Source organism: Pseudoalteromonas sp. A601, from assembly GCF_002165575.1.
Lineage (GTDB): Bacteria > Pseudomonadota > Gammaproteobacteria > Enterobacterales > Alteromonadaceae > Pseudoalteromonas.
The window spans coordinates 200,090-215,769 of the sequence record NZ_MXQF01000004.1; the positions used below are offsets into that span (position 1 = coordinate 200,090).

Sequence of the window (15,680 nt, forward strand, 5' to 3'; positions counted from 1 at the left end):
TTCCCCTTTAGTGTAGACGTTAAAATAAAAAATTAGCTAATTTTATAAAATCCCTTCATGTTTTAATAACCATTCCTTACGTTTTAACCCGCCAGCATAGCCAGTTAATTTACCACTCGCGCCGATAATGCGATGGCAAGGTACAATAATGCTGATTGGATTTTTTCCATTTGCTGCACCAACAGCTCTTACAGCTTTGGGATTATTTAATGCAATTGCGATATCACTGTAGCTTTGGGTTTGACCAAAAGGCACCGCCATTAACGCTTGCCAAACAGCTTGTTGAAACTCAGTCCCTTGAGTATCCAGGGTTAATGAAAAACTCTGTCTCTGTTTATTAAAATATTGCCCAAGTTGTTTTGCACATTCAATAATATGAGGGTTAGTGATTTGCTCAATCTTTATTTCGCGGTAGTGTGCTGGTGGGTAAAAGCCAACATAACTCACTCCCTTATCTGTCGCTTGAATGATGACATTTTCAAGTGGACTATCGATCTGCGTTTGAATTGTGTGTGTTGCTTTGTTCATACAAGTTGTTGCCATAATTGAAAAGTTAAATAACTGCGAAATGGAGAGCACGCCTCACTGTCAAAACTCGCAGCATTCGCTTGTGCTTTTTTAACGCCTAAATCACCATCAAGTAAGATATCTGGCTGACTTTGCCCTCGTAACTTAGCGTAGTTGACCGTCCATGGGCCTATTCCTTTTAATGTCAGCCATTGCTCTAAATCGACGCATTCATGATGTTGTTGACAAAAATTAGCTAAATTTCGCAATGCATTTTTACGTGCCTGAGGCATTTTAAAAAAGTCTAAGTCACTGTTAGCGACTGCTTCAGGTGTCACAAAGTAGGTCCGCTCATCGTTAGTTACCCCTAGTTCTTTCACTAACTGCGTTACTAAATTATGCGCCGCAGTGACACTGACCTGCTGACCAAGTACTGCTCGGATCCCCGCTTCAAAGGTTGACCAAATGCCTGGTAAACGTAAACCTTTAGTCAATGTGAACGCACCGCTAATATGGCCGTTTAAGTGCTGCTCTATCATCGAGGTATCTGCGTCTAAATCAAGTACCCGACGTATATTAGCTAAAATTGGCTGTAACAAACGTGGTTCATTTATGTCGATTGCCACTGAAAAGTAATGCTTATCTTCAACAAACGTGGCTGTAAATTGCCCTTGGCAATGATCAGTATTAAAACTACGGCCATAGCTAGTATCTGTTAACCACTCAATTGGTGGGATCAGTCTCTTTGCTAAAAACTGTCGCAGTGCATGCCAATTGTAAGGCGGTCGAAATGGCATTTTTAAAGTGAGTGTTGAGTTTACAGGCTTTACACTGGTTCGCATTTTACTTGGACAAATATGTAATTGATTCAAAAACGCATCATTGAAGCGTCGAATACTATTAAACCCTGCTACAAAAGCAATCTCAGATATAGGTAGACTGGTTTCTTGTAGCAGCTTTTTAGCAAAATGACATTGATTAAATAAACGATATTGCGTCACTGAAATACCGAAATGTTGGCTAAACAAACGGCGTAAATAACGACTTGTTACCCCTAAACGTTCAGCTAACTGTTCGCAACTTTGTTCTTGGGTAAAATTATTATCAATTAATTGTTTTGCGCGCAGTGCAGTGGTTTTTGTACCTTGCCAAGCGCTACTGCCTGGTGCACTGTCTGGCCGACAACGAATGCACGGTCTAAACCCTGCTTGCGCTGCGCTGTGAGCATACTGAAAATACTCTACGTTATGTTCTTTTGCGGTTGGAGCGGGGCAAATTGGTCGACAATATATACCAGTGCTTTTCACTGCAATAAAAAACAGCCCGTCAAAACGATGATCGCGGCTTTGACGAGCACGTTGCCAATGGCTGGTATCCATAAATTAATGCTCAAACTAACTGCTACTTACAACTAGGTTACGCGAAAAAATACAGTTTACTAGCCATTTTCGGCACTTAACCTATTGCAGTAAGGTAGCGGCGCTGCACTTCATCCCAATTAATTACATTATAAAAAGCGGCAATGTATTCAGGGCGACGATTTTGATACTTCAAGTAATATGCATGCTCCCACACATCTAAACCTAAAATAGGTGTATTACCATGCATCAATGGGCTGTCTTGGTTTAAGCTGCTCTCAACTACCAACTCTTTATTAGCTGTAACACTTAACCATGCCCAACCACTACCAAAACGACTGACAGCAGCATTAGTAAATTGCGTTTTAAAACTTTCAAAATCTGAAAATGCAGTATTAATGGCTTGCGCTAATTCGCCTTGTGGTTCTCCACCTCCATTCGGACTCATCACTGTCCAAAATAGCGAGTGGTTATTATGTCCACCAGCATGCTCTTGTACGGCTTTTTGTAGTGACTCTGGCAGAGTATTTATTTTACGCAATAGGGTCTGTGTATCTTGCTGCGCATAATGCGTATCTTCAAGCGCTGCATTGGCTTTATTAATGTAAGTTTGATGATGCAGAGTATGGTGTATTTCCATGGTTTTTGCGTCTATATGTGGCTCGAGTGCATCGTATTCGTACGGTAACGGGGGTAGTGTATATGCCATGATTGCTCCTTTAAGGCTTAAGCTTTATTGATTAATGCAAGGTTGCTGTTTGATCTGATGAATAACTTAAAGTGTGATTTATTTTTTCAATCAAGTGCGGGTGCTGGCTATGCAACTTAGCAAATTGGACAAGCTCTAAATAAGTTTTATGGTGATGATGAACAACAACAGTACGCACTGTATTGCACGGATGCTGAATTAAATCACTCAAGGTAATATGAACATCACACAGCCATTTACATGCTTGTTCACATTGATTCATTGCTCGATACGTGTCTGCTAGGTTATGTGCAGCAACGACTAATGCCGGGCAACAATGTTCTATAGCATCAATCACCGACTGGCATATTTTTGCTCGACTAAATTGGCTTAAAAGGTGGGCAGCAAGAGTATGCGCTGTGGTGTACTTATCACGAGCTTCGAGTAACGCACCGCGTTCAAATGCATAGTTACCTGCCATGATATTTGATTGCCAAGGACTAAGCGCTTGAGCGACTTGCGGTAAATCTACGCTATCATTTAGTTGAGGACGTGCCATGAGATCACCTGCACAAAATTATATTGATGCGTTTAATCTACACAGCAACACAACTTAATGCAAATGATTTTTATTTATATTGCTATTTTAATTACCTGCAAAATCGATTAACTCTTGCCCTGTTAATCTGTATATAATCCATTCATCTTGTGGCTTTGCATTAATGCTATTGTAAAAATCAATCGCTGGTTTATTCCAATCCAGCACTACCCATTCGAAGCGGCCACAATCTTTACTAATTGCCTGGCGTGCTAAGTGCTTCATAATTAATTTACCAGCCCCTTTACCTCTGCTATCGGGACTGACGTATAAGTCTTCTAAATACAAACCATTTTTACCGAGCCATGTAGAGTAGTTATAAAAATAAACAGCAAAGCCAATCGCCTCTTCGCCATCAAAGCAAATAATACTGTGTGCGGTTGCTCCTTCACTAAACAGGGTTTTTAAAATTGCTTGCTCATCAGTTTTTACTGCATCAGGCTCTTTTTCATAAATTGCTAACTCAGTAATAAAGTGCAAAATGGTTGCTGCATCAGATGGCTGTGCATCTCTTAAAGTAATTTTTTTATTATCGCTCATAAGCTCCCTTACTTAATATCACTATTTTAATGGGTTTTAATACTGGTTTTGGATTCGATTTAATATTGCTCAAGCTTATCTTTTAATATATCCAATTGAATTGGTTTAGCTAAGTAATCATTCATTCCGGTAGCTAAACAATATTCTCGGTCTGTACCCATTGCATTAGCTGTTAATGCAATGATAGTAATATCTTGGTGTTTGTAGCCTGCAACACCGGCACGAATAGCACGGGTGGTATCAAAACCATCCATTACCGGCATTTGGCAATCCATTAACACTAAGGCAAAGTGACCACCAGCAACCTTAGACAACGTGGCTAATGCTTGTTGACCATTTTCAGCTAATGTAACTTGGTAATTTAGCTTGCTTAGCATTAACTTAGCGACTTGTTGATTAATCGGGTTATCTTCAACAAGTAATATGTGATTGCTGAGTTTTTTACTGCGTAAAGATGAAATATAGCTCGATGTTACAAGGGGCAAATCTACTACCCCGTTCTTATTAGCAATTACAGCCATTGCAGAGATCAAGTCAGCGGTGGTGATTGGTTTTGGAAAATAAGCCTGAAAACCGGCATCGCTATATCTCTGTGCTCCTTCCATACCTGCAATACTGGTCATCATCACTAATGGCATCGCCTTAAACGCATCATCGGCTTTTAATATACGACATAATTCAATCCCGTCAATGTCAGGCATTTGCATATCGAGCACACCTATATCATAAAGCGGCAAATTGTTACTTACGCGGTTTTTACATAGGCTAATTGCTTGATCTGCGTCGCAGGCAAGCTCTACTTTGGCTCCCCAATGTTCCAGTTGCTGGCTAATAACTATGCGATTAGTTTCATTGTCATCAACTACTAAGATAGTCAGTTGATTCATATCAATAGTTGGCATGCTCTGCTGAGTTTCACTACCCGCAAGCAGCATTACGCTGGCAGTAAATTCACTGCCTTTACCCACCTCACTAGTAAGACTAACTGAACCATCCATCAGCTCACAAAGTTGTTTACATATGGCAAGGCCTAATCCTGTTCCGCCGTATTGCCGTGTCGTAGACGCATCCACTTGTGAGAACGGACTAAACAAATCTTTTTGTTTTGCGCTATCAATCCCTATCCCTGAATCTTTCACTGAAATTGTTAACTTATAGCGCTCATCTAATGGCACTAAATGAGCGGTAATAACTACCTCACCTTGTTGTGTGAATTTTACTGCGTTACTTATTAGATTGGTAAGTATTTGCCGGATCCGCCCTGGATCTCCTTTGAGTTCGGCTGGGACAACCCCTACTACATCGAGAATAATCTCAATGTTTTTTTCTTGAGCGCGCAATGCTTGTGATTCAGCAACTTGTCCTAGCAAATCACACGCATTAAAGTTAATGCTTTCAAGTTCAATTTTCCCCGCTTCTACCTTAGAAAAATCAAGAATGTCGTTAATCACAGAGAGTAATGAGTGGGCGCTATTTTTAGCAATTGAAACTTTTGTTTGTATCGGTTTATTAAGAGGCTCTAGCTCTATGAGTTCTAGCATACCTAATACACCGTTCATTGGTGTGCGTATTTCATGGCTCATAGTGGCTAAAAATTGACTCTTAGCCAATGCCGCGTCATTGGCTTTTGCTAGCGCAATTTTTAGTTCTTCGGCTGTTTCTTTTTGATTTTGCGACATAACAACACTGCCAACCAGTGTGGCCAGTGATCGTAGGTAAGTTTCTTCATTTTGGCTCCATGCACGGTATTCACCAATACTTTCAGCACATAGCACTCCTAAAATCCCATCACCCGTAGAAATAACAGCATCAAGAATCGACTTAATATTTAAAGGCTTAGTGTAATCTTTTATAAATTCTAAAGTCGCGGGGTGAGTATTAACATTATTAATTGCTAATAAACCCTCTGCAAAAATAGCTTTATAATAGCTCGGGTACTCTGCAACTTTTAGTGTAAACGCTTGCTGCTGTACACCTTCCTGTGCAATATATAAACTCATGCAATGCATTTCTTGGCTATCAGCGTCAAACAGCCATACAGATGCACGTTGAACGTTGAGTACCTCAGACATAGATTGTACGACTAAATCTTTTACTCTATCAAAATTACCAGACAGTATTTGCGGCGAAACTGTTAAACTAGCTAGGTTTTTATTGTATTGATTTGCCTTTATGCTTTCTAATTCAAGCCGTTTATAAGTATCAATATTTTGAAAAGAGCCATAAACCCGTATACATTTACCGTCTTTAAACTCAACTTGTCCAATTGATTTTACCCACCGCTCTTTTGCGGTTTTAGTGATTATTATAAGCTCAACATCCCAGCTGCGCCCATGAGCTATTGCGTCTTCAAATAGTTCGCTTATTTTATCACGATGCATACCCTCTTTATAAAAATCAAGGGCTTGATCTATTTTGGGTTGATAGTCTTCGGCGACTTCATGAATCGCTTTTACCTCTTCAGACCAAAACATTTTCGAGTGCTCTAAATCAACCTCCCAAGCGCCAATTTGTCCTTGCTTACTCATAGTTTCAAGCAGGCTCTGCTGACGATACAATTGGGCTTGGGTATTATATTGCTCAGTAATATCTAAAATAAAACCATCTAAATAGAGTAATTCCCCCTCATGATTAACAACAGCTTGCCCTTTGTCATGAACCCAGCGAATACTGCCATCACATGCTACTAACCTATATTCAATTGACCATGGTTTGCGCTTTTGGACCTCAGCGGTAATACTTTTCTCAACTAAGGCCACGTCATCTGGGTGAATTATATTTACAAAATCAAGATGGTAATTATTGATAAAATCTAATGGTTCATACCCAGTAATTAACCTTGCTTGATCACTCATGTAAAGCATGGTCCATTGTTTATCAAATTTACACCGATAAACAATACCCGGGATATTTTCAACTAACGACGCAAACCGATCACGCCCTTGTTGTAATTGGGTTTCGATTTCTTTACGTTCAGTAATGTCTAAGTGGGTACCGATCATGCGTTTTGGCGTACCATCAGTATTCCACTCAACAACACGGCCGGTGTCTAAAATCCAAATCCACTGCCCACTTTTATGCCTCATTCTAGACTCAGCAAAATAATAATCTGTTTGGCCACAAAAGTGCTCAGCGAGCTTTTGCTCTGAAACAATTAAATCATCAGGGTGTGCATTACCTTGCCAAGTATTAATACTCGTTGGCTCTAATTCGGCTAAGGTATACCCGATAATTTCAGCCCAACGATTATTAAAATAAACTTTATCGGTATCTATATACCAGTCCCAGATCCCAACCGCAGTACTATCAAGTACAAGCTGCAGTTGGGTTTTGTGCTGTTCCAGCTCAAGCTCTTGATGTTTTAGTTCTGTAATATCTGTACGAACAGCAATATAACTTTGGGTACGGCCTTGCTCATCGAAAAATGGTAAAATCGTTGTATCAACCCAGTAATAAGACCCATTTTTTGCTTTATTACAAATTTGCCCGTGCCACACTTTGCCTTGTTTTAATGTTTTATACATTCCTTTAAAAAAGCTTTTACTGTGTCTGCCTGAATTAAGTATACGGTGATTCTGCCCCAGCAGCTCAGCTTCACTGTAACCGCTAATTTCACAAAATTTGTTATTAGCAAATGTAATACTGCCTTTAATGTCAGTAATAGCCACAATTGCGTGCTCATCTAAAGCATTTTTTTGTTCGGTTAATTGTTTTAAAGCATGTTTTAGGGCATCACTTTGCTGTTGTAAACGCGTTTGCTGTTGCTCTTTACTGTTAACTAGCAACTCAAGATCGATAGATAACTGATGTAGCTCAGCACTATCTGTTAAAATTGGTACATGTTCTTGAGTTCCATTCGTTATGTTTTCTGTTGCTTTAGCTAGTTGCACTAATGGCCGTGATAATCGCCGTGCAAACCATAATGACAATATCAAAATGATCACCAGTGCTATGCTGCTGGTTATTACTGCAATTCGTTTATACTGCCTTGCACTTAACAACATAACATCACTTGGTTTTTCAACAAGTAACTGCCAGCCTTTCGCATCGGCAAAGTTAAGTTCAGTTAAAATTGCATAATATAATTCATTGGTATTTTTAGAATATGTAAATACCCCCTGGTGTATTTCATTGTTCACACTGTCAGCAATAAAGCTTAAAGATTGGTTTTCGCCTTGAATAACTCCGTTTTTAACAAGGTAAAAGTTTAAGCTTGGGTTTGCGTCATGAATACTTTGTAAGCTATCTAGTAATCCTTGAAAATTAACATCAACCAACACAATAGAGGTCAGTTCACGTGACTTATTACGTATTGGCATGGCAATAAAGTGATGAACATCTGGTAATGAGGTAGAAATAAATACGCTTTGCGCGCCTTGCTCTAATTTGGCAAGCATGGGAATAAGGGCATCTTGATCTAAATGAACAAAATTGTCATTGCTGAGCGGGTTTGGCGTATTTTGAGGGTCAAATACAATATGAATATTACGAACAAAATCATAGCGAGCTATAAACTTATCAATAAATAATTTTTTTTGTAGCGGGTTATAAATGAGCTGATCATTTAGTAAATAGATATCCTTAACATGATCAGTAAACCAAATTTCGGAAAATTGCTTACCTATGCGGCTTAATTCATTAAGTTCTACTTCGGCGCTTTTTTTTAATGACTGCGTAACATGATTAAAGCTAAACCAAGAGAGCACACAAAGAGGCAATAACGAAATAACAATAAATGTAACTATCAACTTACTGCGGATGGATTGGCCTTTATAGTTAAACTGTTCTTTTTGCATTATTATTTTTAACCAATACCTGTTCCATTTATATCTTATTAATAATGCACTAAATACCACAGGACGCAAGTTTATACCCAGTGATATTTAGTGCACAATAATGAAAGATTAAAGCTCCCTGCTATTTACCTGCTCGATTAAGTGTTTACTAAATTTTGGATAAAGTGTGGGCAGCACAAATAGCGTTAAAAATGTTGCTGTAAATAACCCGCCTACAATCACCGTGGCTAATGGTTTTTGAATTTCAGCGCCAATACCAGTTGACATCAACATCGGAATTAAACCTAAAGCAGAAGTAAGGGCCGTCATTAATACCGGGCGTAGCCGTGATAATGCCCCGTTAAATGCAGCAGTATCTAAGCTATCACCGCTTTTAACACGGTTATTAATACTCTCAACCATCACTACACCATTTAACACTGCAACACCAAACAAGGTTATAAAGCCTACGGAGCTCGGCACTGATAAATATTGCCCTGAGATATAAAGAGCAACCACTCCACCAATAACGGCTAGTGGTACATTAACCAAAATAAGTAAGGCTTGGCCTATAGAGCCAAACGCAAAATAAAGCAGTAAAGCTATTAACGCCAAAGAGAGAGGTACAACAATAGATAAGCGCTGCTGAGCGCGCTGCTGGTTTTCAAATTGCCCACCAATATTTACACCATAACCTGGTGGTAACTCAACCTGCTCGGTAATAGCAGTACGGATATCAGCCACCACGGAACCCATATCTCGTCCTTGCACATTCGCTTGGATCACAACACGTCTTTGTACGTCATCACGGCGTACTTGGGGTGGACCGGACTCGATATTTACGGTTGCCACATCGCCTATCCGTACTAAGGCGCCTGACGGTGATGCTAGGCGTAAATCAGCGATAGCCTCTGGCGTATTACGAAATTGCTTTGCCATCCTTACATAAATATCATAGCGTTCGTTAGCATTTATAATTTGCCCTGCAGCTGTGCCGCCAATTCCATCTTGCACCACCAACATTAAATCACCAACCGATAAACCATAACGCGATAGTACTAAGCGGTCAGGTTTAATAACCAATTGTGCCTCACCCGCAATTTGTTCCATTGCGACGTCTTTTGCTCCTGTAACACTTTTTACTGCCTGCTCAATGGCTTGCCCTTTACTGACTAATACATCTAAATCTGCCCCAAACAATTTAATTGCCAACTGTGCCTTAACGCCAGATAGCAACTCATCCACACGGGTCGCTATTGGCTGTGAAAAATTAAACAACAAGCCTGGGAACTGTTCTAGCTTTTGCTCCATCAATACTTGTAGTTGTGCTCGATTTGAGGCTGAACGCCACTCATTAACAGGTTTCAGTCCGAGGTAAATTTCTATATTATTAACCGGCTCAGGATCGCCTCCCACTTCGGGGCGGCCAATACGGCTCAACGCATATTCTACCTCAGGAAATTGCAATAAGATGGCTTCAAGTTTTGGCGCAACGGCTAATGCGGTCTCTAAACTCGCAGAAGGTGCTAACGTAACGCGCAAATTAATAGTACCCTCCTCAAGTTCAGGCACAAACTCTGTTCCAAGCTTTGGGATTAATAAAGCCGCAACGAGTACTAATGCACCGGCTAATGTAATAACAATTTTACGCGAAGACACAGCCCAGCTTAAACAAAACTTATATGCTTTATCTAAAGGCTCTAACACCACACTACGACGCAACGTAACACCATTAGCAAACAAGTACACCGCCAGTGCAGGCACAATTACAAGGGCCACAACGACCGCAGCGATAATCGCCAACATAATACTCACTGCCATCGGCTGAAATAGTTTTGCTTCAACACCTTCAAAACTAAACAACGGCATAAATACCACAAGTATAATCAGCGCGGCAAAAAAGACTGGGCGAGCTACTTCTTGCGCAGCTAATTTAATTCGTTCACTAAATTTAAGTGATTGACTGTTTGATTGCGTTAAATGGCGAAAGATATTCTCTACCATTACTACAGAGCCATCAACCAACATACCAATTGCAACAGCAATGCCACCTAATGACATTAAATTTGCAGATAGCCCTAACCATGCCATCACACATAACGCTAAACCTATTGAGATGGGTATTGATAAGAGAACCAATAAAGTTGCCCGTAAATTCATTAAAAACAGTGCTAACACCACCACAATAAACACAAACGCCAATAACAATGCATCCACGACTGTATCAACCGCTTTGCTGATCAAATCGGCTTGGTCGTAAAGTGGCTCGAACAATATGCCATCAGGTAGTGCCTGATTAATTAAGTCAACACGAGAATTAATACCATCAATGGTTTGCTTAGTATTTGCTCCTATGCGTTTTAACACCACGCCAGTAACGACTTCTCCAAGTGAAGTCACGTTACCTTGTGCATCTTTTTTGCTCATGGTTGCCGCACCTTGGCGGATCTCACTACCCAATGCTACTTGCGCTACATCACTGATAGTAACCACAGAACCATTAATTGATTTTAAAGGCGTTTGTGCAATTTCTTGCAAGCCTCGGTTGCCTGCATTGAACCAGCCCGTACCGCGGATCACCAATTGCTCTTGGCCGCGATTCATATACCAACCACCCACGTTCGTATTGTTTTGTTCAAGTGCCGTCACAACCTGTTGTTGAGTCAGCTTATAAGCAAGTAATTTATTTGGATTTAAATTAACTTGGTACTGACGTACATCGCCACCAAATGACAAAACTTCGGTAACACCATCAACAGGTAACAGTAATAGCTTTACAATCCAGTCATTGATACTGCGTAGTGCCATAGTATCAATACCGGACTGCGCAGAAGCTGATAACAGATATTGATACACTTGCCCTAAGCCTGAGGTATTTGGCCCCATTTCTGGTAGACCTACTCCTTCAGGGATTAGCTCCTTTGCTGCTTGCAAACGCTCGAACACTAACTGCCTAGCAAAGTAAATATCGACACCTTCCTTAAATACCACTGTCACACCAGATAAACCGGTTTTTGATATTGACCTTACTTGCTCAACATCGGGTAAGGCATACATCACAGCTTCAATGGGGTAGGTGATCAATTGCTCAACTTCAACAGCCGCTAAACCCGGTGCTTCAGTATTTATAGCCACTTGAACATTTGTAACATCAGGAAACGCATCAAGGTTTAATTTTGGGATCACCACAAGGCTCATCGCAACCACGATACACAATGCTAAAAGCACAATTAATCGATTCTTAACAGCGGCATTCACTATTTTATCAAACATAGTCGTCGATCCTAATGGTTATGCGGATCAAAGCCGCCTTTAGCTTGCTCTGATGCGACAAAAAATGCCCCTTGAGTCACCACTTTGGTTCCCTCTGTAAGCCCTTTAATTTGTTGTAACCCGATAAACTTAACACCAAGCTCTACTTCAGTTGCAACAAACTCACCTTCGCCGTTGACTACGAATACCGCCCAATCGCCATCCTCTGTTCTCACTAACGCTTGCTCTGGTACAGCCAACACTTGCTCTAAAGTTGGAAACGAAAAATACACATCGCTAAACATACCTGGGTGCAACTGGTGCAGACTATTTTCAACATTTAATCTGACGATTCTAGAGCGGGTAACTTGGTTAATTGTGTGTGCTTCTTGTGACACGGTAGCTGGGTAACGCTTGCCATTAACTTGAATTTGTACATGAGCGCCTTTGGCTATTTTTACTGTTTGATTTGCCGACAATTGTGCTTCAACCCAAAGATTACCCTCATCAGCAATCAACATTAATTGTGCACCGGAATCAACCCGTTGCCCTTGGGCAAAGTCATCACTTAAAATGACGCCGAAAGTCTGAGCATATAAGGTGTATTCACCCAGCTTTTCGGGAGGTATCTGTATTGATTGCTCAATATCTTTTTGGATCAAACCAAACGCTGCAAGCTGGCTATAAGCCACTTCGTATTCAGCCTTAGCGGTTAAAGCGTCTTTTTCACTCACAGTACCTGGGGCCATCTTTTTTAACCGTTGCCATTGTGCTTGCGCTAAGCGGTAATTCGTTTGTGCAGTGGCTACATCCGCGCTAAATAAAGTCACCAGTGGCGCACCTTTAGCTATATGTTGTCCTAACGTGGCATGGCGTTTTACCACAATAGAATCAACGCGCGGTGACAATAAATAACTGGTGTAGCCGTTCGCTTTGATTTCTCCTGGCGCATAAATTTGAGACTGATAAAACTGCTTTGCCAACGGCGCTATTTGTATATCAGCCATATTCAATTGTTCTTGCGTTAAGCTAAGCCCTTCGGTTTTCGCCTCAGAGCCATGCCCATCACATTCTTCATGCTGGTGCTGCTCGTTTTGCTCAGCTTTTATAGCAACAGCGCCTACCGCTTTGCTCATAGGGTAAATAGAAAAAATAATAAATAACGTAATAAAATAGATTTGCTTCATCTTGGGTTTCCCATAACAAAGAATCTTCAATAGCTTTAAAACAACCCGACAGAGCAGTGAGTTTATGCGCATTCGCAAGCATTTTATACCAAGCATTGCATCATAAACACGGTAACTACTTACAGGTTAATAAAGGTTTGATAAATTCTTAAACTAATAAATTAATGACCAATTAGGTCGAATTTTTTAACTTATTAGTGAAGAGATGGGAGGTCTTAAATCAGGTACAACAAGGCGCGAATTAAAGCGAATATCTGCCAAGCTAATGGATTCGTTTTCAATTGCAGAGACAGAGTAATGCCATATATGACTAAAAAGTGCAGACACATGGCAAACATGACAATGACTATCTTCTAGCGCATCAGCAAGTGCATTTGCAAGCTGAAGATGATCAGCCTGATGGGTATTATGATCATCACTTTTGATACAATGTGCATCTAATTCAGATTGTTGTATCAATAAAGTAGAAGCCTGTTTGATAGCGCCGTTATAATCAGCCACATCAAAGCTATCCAACATTGGTTGAATTAACAATAGAGCTAAAAGTAACACCACTAAATGCTTCAAAAACAAAATTACCTAACAGTCTGAACTGCCTAAACAATAACAGATCTTATTTGAGCGGCAAAGCCTTATTGTATGCATTTCAGAGATTTCCTAACTGTCTCTGGTGATCAATGTAACAGCCTAGGCAATACCATAACCGTAGCTATATATTGAATAACGCACTTATTATCATTTATACTCATCACCTGCTGTTAACTTTAATACCTGTCAGGTGAGCTGTTGAAACTGTGGTTACGTCGTACTCATTTACTACTTACGTTGATAAGTGGATTATTTCTAATATGTTTAAGCGTTACAGGTGCAATTTTAATTTACGCTAAAGATATACAACGCCTAATTAACCCCGCATTATGGACTGTAGAGCCAAAAGCCGCAGTATTGGCGTACCCTGAACTTATCAACACAATCAGATTACATACCCAACAAGATCTCAGATTGCTTATGCCAGAGCAAAACCGTGAATATGCCTGGCAAATACAACTAACTGATAAACAATATGCCAGTGTGAACCCTTATACAGGTGAAATACTCCTTACATACGATTTTTACAGTACACTTTATGGCTTTACCATGTCGTTGCATCGCTGGTTGCTTTACCAAGACAATGACGGTAAAAGACCCCTTAGAAACTGGGTATCAATATCTGCACTCATTTTCATTATCAATATGTTAATTGGCGTGTATTTGTGGATAAAACCAAAAAATCGTTTGAAGCGTTTAGTCATTAAACCCAAAGCTAAACTTCGTATTTTACTTTATCAACTGCATACAGTTTTGGGGATGTATTTCTTTTTAGTGTTAATTTTAATCGCTTTTACAGGAATGGCATTCAACTGGAAAGATCAAACTAAAGCCGTACTAGAATTCACTACACAAAACAGCGTTGAATCAAGGCCGAAACCACCGATTCTCACAGTGCCAGCACAGGCGAATTCTGATAATTTTGTGCTAGCTTTAAAAAATGCTTTAAGTGCGTTTCCACAAAGCGATCTGTTTCGTATTTATTTCCCTAAGCTAGCCTCAGAACCACTCGCTCTGAGGGTTAAAAACCCTGGCGAGAGTCATGCTTACAGCTGGGTTTGGGCAAATCAATACACAGGCCAAGTACTGCAAACATATGATGCATCAAAAGCCAACTTAACCACTCAAGCTTGGAACTTTAAATATAAATTTCATATTGGTGATTTTGCTGGCTCTTTAGTACAGCTACTTTGGCTATTAATAGCGTTATTGCCATTGTTTTTTACCTTGTCAGGTCTGTACTTTTGGTATAAAAGGCACTACCGCTAATACAGCATTTAACATCATTATGATTAAAATGTTGCCGTCACATTAGTGGCAAATGGCTTGATTAATTCCTTAGCCTTATCACCTTTTTTGTGTGAATCGGTGTGAACAACAAGCACCCACTTACCTGAGCGGGTTGCTTTTCTTACCTCATTGATCAAAGGATCGTGATCCGGACGAATTGACACAAACCCTGCGACCAGCAACGCAATAAAAATACATATAGTGCTTACACCTGCGTAAGTTTCTAGTACAAAACTTTGCATAAATTCAACATCAATGAATAAAAATACACTGCTTATTATTAGCCCAACACCAAGCCCTAGAACACCAAACAAAAGGTGAGTTTTGAGTAAGGTCTTCCCTATGTTTTTATCTTCAGGCTCTATTTTTTCATCAAAACGTTGATCATGTGCTGAAATAATTTCGATATTACTTTGTTCAAACTCTCTGTCTTCGCATAAGCTTGAAAAAGCATCATCTGCTTGCTCCTTAGTATCAAATATACCGGCGACTTTTGTTGCGAATTCTTCATTATTTAACGAAGTAGCCATAGCTTACACCTCCAAGTGAATAAAAAGTTTAATTACGTTGTTAGTTAAAGCTCGCTCTTCAAAAACTAACTGTTGTAATAAAATACGTGCAAAAAAAATACCGGCTATCACTAAATAAGTATACTGAGAACAAAGGTACATCCTATCTAACATTAATAAAAATAAAGCATTGATTTATAAGGTTATAAAATAAAAATCATACAATTAAAACGAACAAATAGAAATGTTCAATATTGTTTACTGCCGTATTCTTTATCTGCCTTCACTGTAAAAGCTACACAATGCAGTAAATGTTTCAGCTTTGTTATCGGAGTCTATAAATAGTAATAATACATGACAACAAACAGCCATTAATACATCCATCGAA

11 protein-coding genes are annotated in these 15,680 nt (G+C 39.8%); 1 reads left to right on the forward strand and 10 read right to left on the reverse strand.

Annotated features, from left to right (window positions below):
• Positions 1 to 42 precede the first annotated feature (42 nt).
• From B5G52_RS04900 to B5G52_RS04940, 9 genes are all read right to left on the reverse strand, one after another.
• Positions 43 to 528, reverse strand: a complete 486-nt coding sequence (locus tag B5G52_RS04900; protein ID WP_087531579.1) for a methylated-DNA--[protein]-cysteine S-methyltransferase — start codon at positions 526 to 528, stop codon at positions 43 to 45.
• Positions 525 to 1,886 (reverse strand): DNA-3-methyladenine glycosylase 2 family protein, encoded by a 1,362-nt coding sequence (locus B5G52_RS04905; RefSeq protein ID WP_087531580.1) that lies wholly within the window; start codon positions 1,884 to 1,886, stop codon positions 525 to 527. The genes B5G52_RS04900 and B5G52_RS04905 overlap by 4 nt, the downstream gene beginning before the upstream one ends.
• A gap of 76 nt (positions 1,887 to 1,962) precedes the next feature.
• On the reverse strand, positions 1,963 to 2,574 hold the full coding sequence (locus tag B5G52_RS04910; RefSeq protein ID WP_087531581.1) for a superoxide dismutase: 612 nt from the start codon (positions 2,572 to 2,574) through the stop codon (positions 1,963 to 1,965).
• 31 nt (positions 2,575 to 2,605) lie between these two features.
• Positions 2,606 to 3,112, reverse strand: a complete 507-nt coding sequence (locus tag B5G52_RS04915) for a hypothetical protein (RefSeq protein WP_087531582.1) — start codon at positions 3,110 to 3,112, stop codon at positions 2,606 to 2,608.
• 87 nt (positions 3,113 to 3,199) lie between these two features.
• A complete protein-coding gene (locus B5G52_RS04920) occupies positions 3,200 to 3,691 on the reverse strand; it encodes a GNAT family N-acetyltransferase (protein ID WP_087531583.1) in 492 nt (163 codons plus the stop codon).
• A gap of 59 nt (positions 3,692 to 3,750) precedes the next feature.
• On the reverse strand, positions 3,751 to 8,487 hold the full coding sequence (locus B5G52_RS04925) for a PAS domain-containing protein (protein ID WP_087531584.1): 4,737 nt from the start codon (positions 8,485 to 8,487) through the stop codon (positions 3,751 to 3,753).
• A gap of 108 nt (positions 8,488 to 8,595) precedes the next feature.
• Positions 8,596 to 11,739 (reverse strand): efflux RND transporter permease subunit, encoded by a 3,144-nt coding sequence (locus B5G52_RS04930; protein WP_087531585.1) that lies wholly within the window; start codon positions 11,737 to 11,739, stop codon positions 8,596 to 8,598.
• A gap of 11 nt (positions 11,740 to 11,750) precedes the next feature.
• The gene (locus tag B5G52_RS04935) at positions 11,751 to 12,905 is read right to left on the reverse strand and encodes an efflux RND transporter periplasmic adaptor subunit (RefSeq protein WP_254911139.1); all 1,155 of its coding nucleotides are present in this window, start codon (positions 12,903 to 12,905) and stop codon (positions 11,751 to 11,753) included.
• Positions 12,906 to 13,091: 186 nt separating this feature from the next.
• Positions 13,092 to 13,472 carry a hypothetical protein gene (locus B5G52_RS04940; protein WP_087531587.1) on the reverse strand — a complete coding sequence of 127 codons (381 nt, stop codon included), beginning with the start codon at positions 13,470 to 13,472 and terminating at the stop codon, positions 13,092 to 13,094.
• A gap of 219 nt (positions 13,473 to 13,691) precedes the next feature.
• Between B5G52_RS04940 and B5G52_RS04945 the strand changes: the two genes are divergently transcribed.
• Positions 13,692 to 14,762 carry a PepSY domain-containing protein gene (locus tag B5G52_RS04945; RefSeq protein ID WP_087531588.1) on the forward strand — a complete coding sequence of 357 codons (1,071 nt, stop codon included), beginning with the start codon at positions 13,692 to 13,694 and terminating at the stop codon, positions 14,760 to 14,762.
• Positions 14,763 to 14,785: 23 nt separating this feature from the next.
• On the opposite strand, the gene B5G52_RS04950 is transcribed toward B5G52_RS04945, so the two are convergent.
• Positions 14,786 to 15,313, reverse strand: coding sequence for a hypothetical protein (locus B5G52_RS04950; protein ID WP_087531589.1), 528 nt, complete (start codon positions 15,311 to 15,313; stop codon positions 14,786 to 14,788).
• Between the last annotated feature and the right edge of the window lie 367 nt (positions 15,314 to 15,680).

Excerpts from the sequence above, each read along its gene's own strand:
- B5G52_RS04900 (WP_087531579.1), bottom strand. The coding sequence starts at position 528 with ATGAACAAAGCAACACACACAATTCAAACGCAGATCGATAGTCCACTT.
- B5G52_RS04905 (WP_087531580.1), bottom strand. The coding sequence starts at position 1,886 with ATGGATACCAGCCATTGGCAACGTGCTCGTCAAAGCCGCGATCATCGT.
- B5G52_RS04910 (WP_087531581.1), bottom strand. The coding sequence starts at position 2,574 with ATGGCATATACACTACCCCCGTTACCGTACGAATACGATGCACTCGAG.
- B5G52_RS04915 (WP_087531582.1), bottom strand. The coding sequence starts at position 3,112 with ATGGCACGTCCTCAACTAAATGATAGCGTAGATTTACCGCAAGTCGCT.
- B5G52_RS04920 (WP_087531583.1), bottom strand. The coding sequence starts at position 3,691 with ATGAGCGATAATAAAAAAATTACTTTAAGAGATGCACAGCCATCTGAT.
- B5G52_RS04925 (WP_087531584.1), bottom strand. The coding sequence starts at position 8,487 with ATGCAAAAAGAACAGTTTAACTATAAAGGCCAATCCATCCGCAGTAAG.
- B5G52_RS04930 (WP_087531585.1), bottom strand. The coding sequence starts at position 11,739 with ATGTTTGATAAAATAGTGAATGCCGCTGTTAAGAATCGATTAATTGTG.
- B5G52_RS04935 (WP_254911139.1), bottom strand. The coding sequence starts at position 12,905 with ATGAAGCAAATCTATTTTATTACGTTATTTATTATTTTTTCTATTTAC.
- B5G52_RS04950 (WP_087531589.1), bottom strand. The coding sequence starts at position 15,313 with ATGGCTACTTCGTTAAATAATGAAGAATTCGCAACAAAAGTCGCCGGT.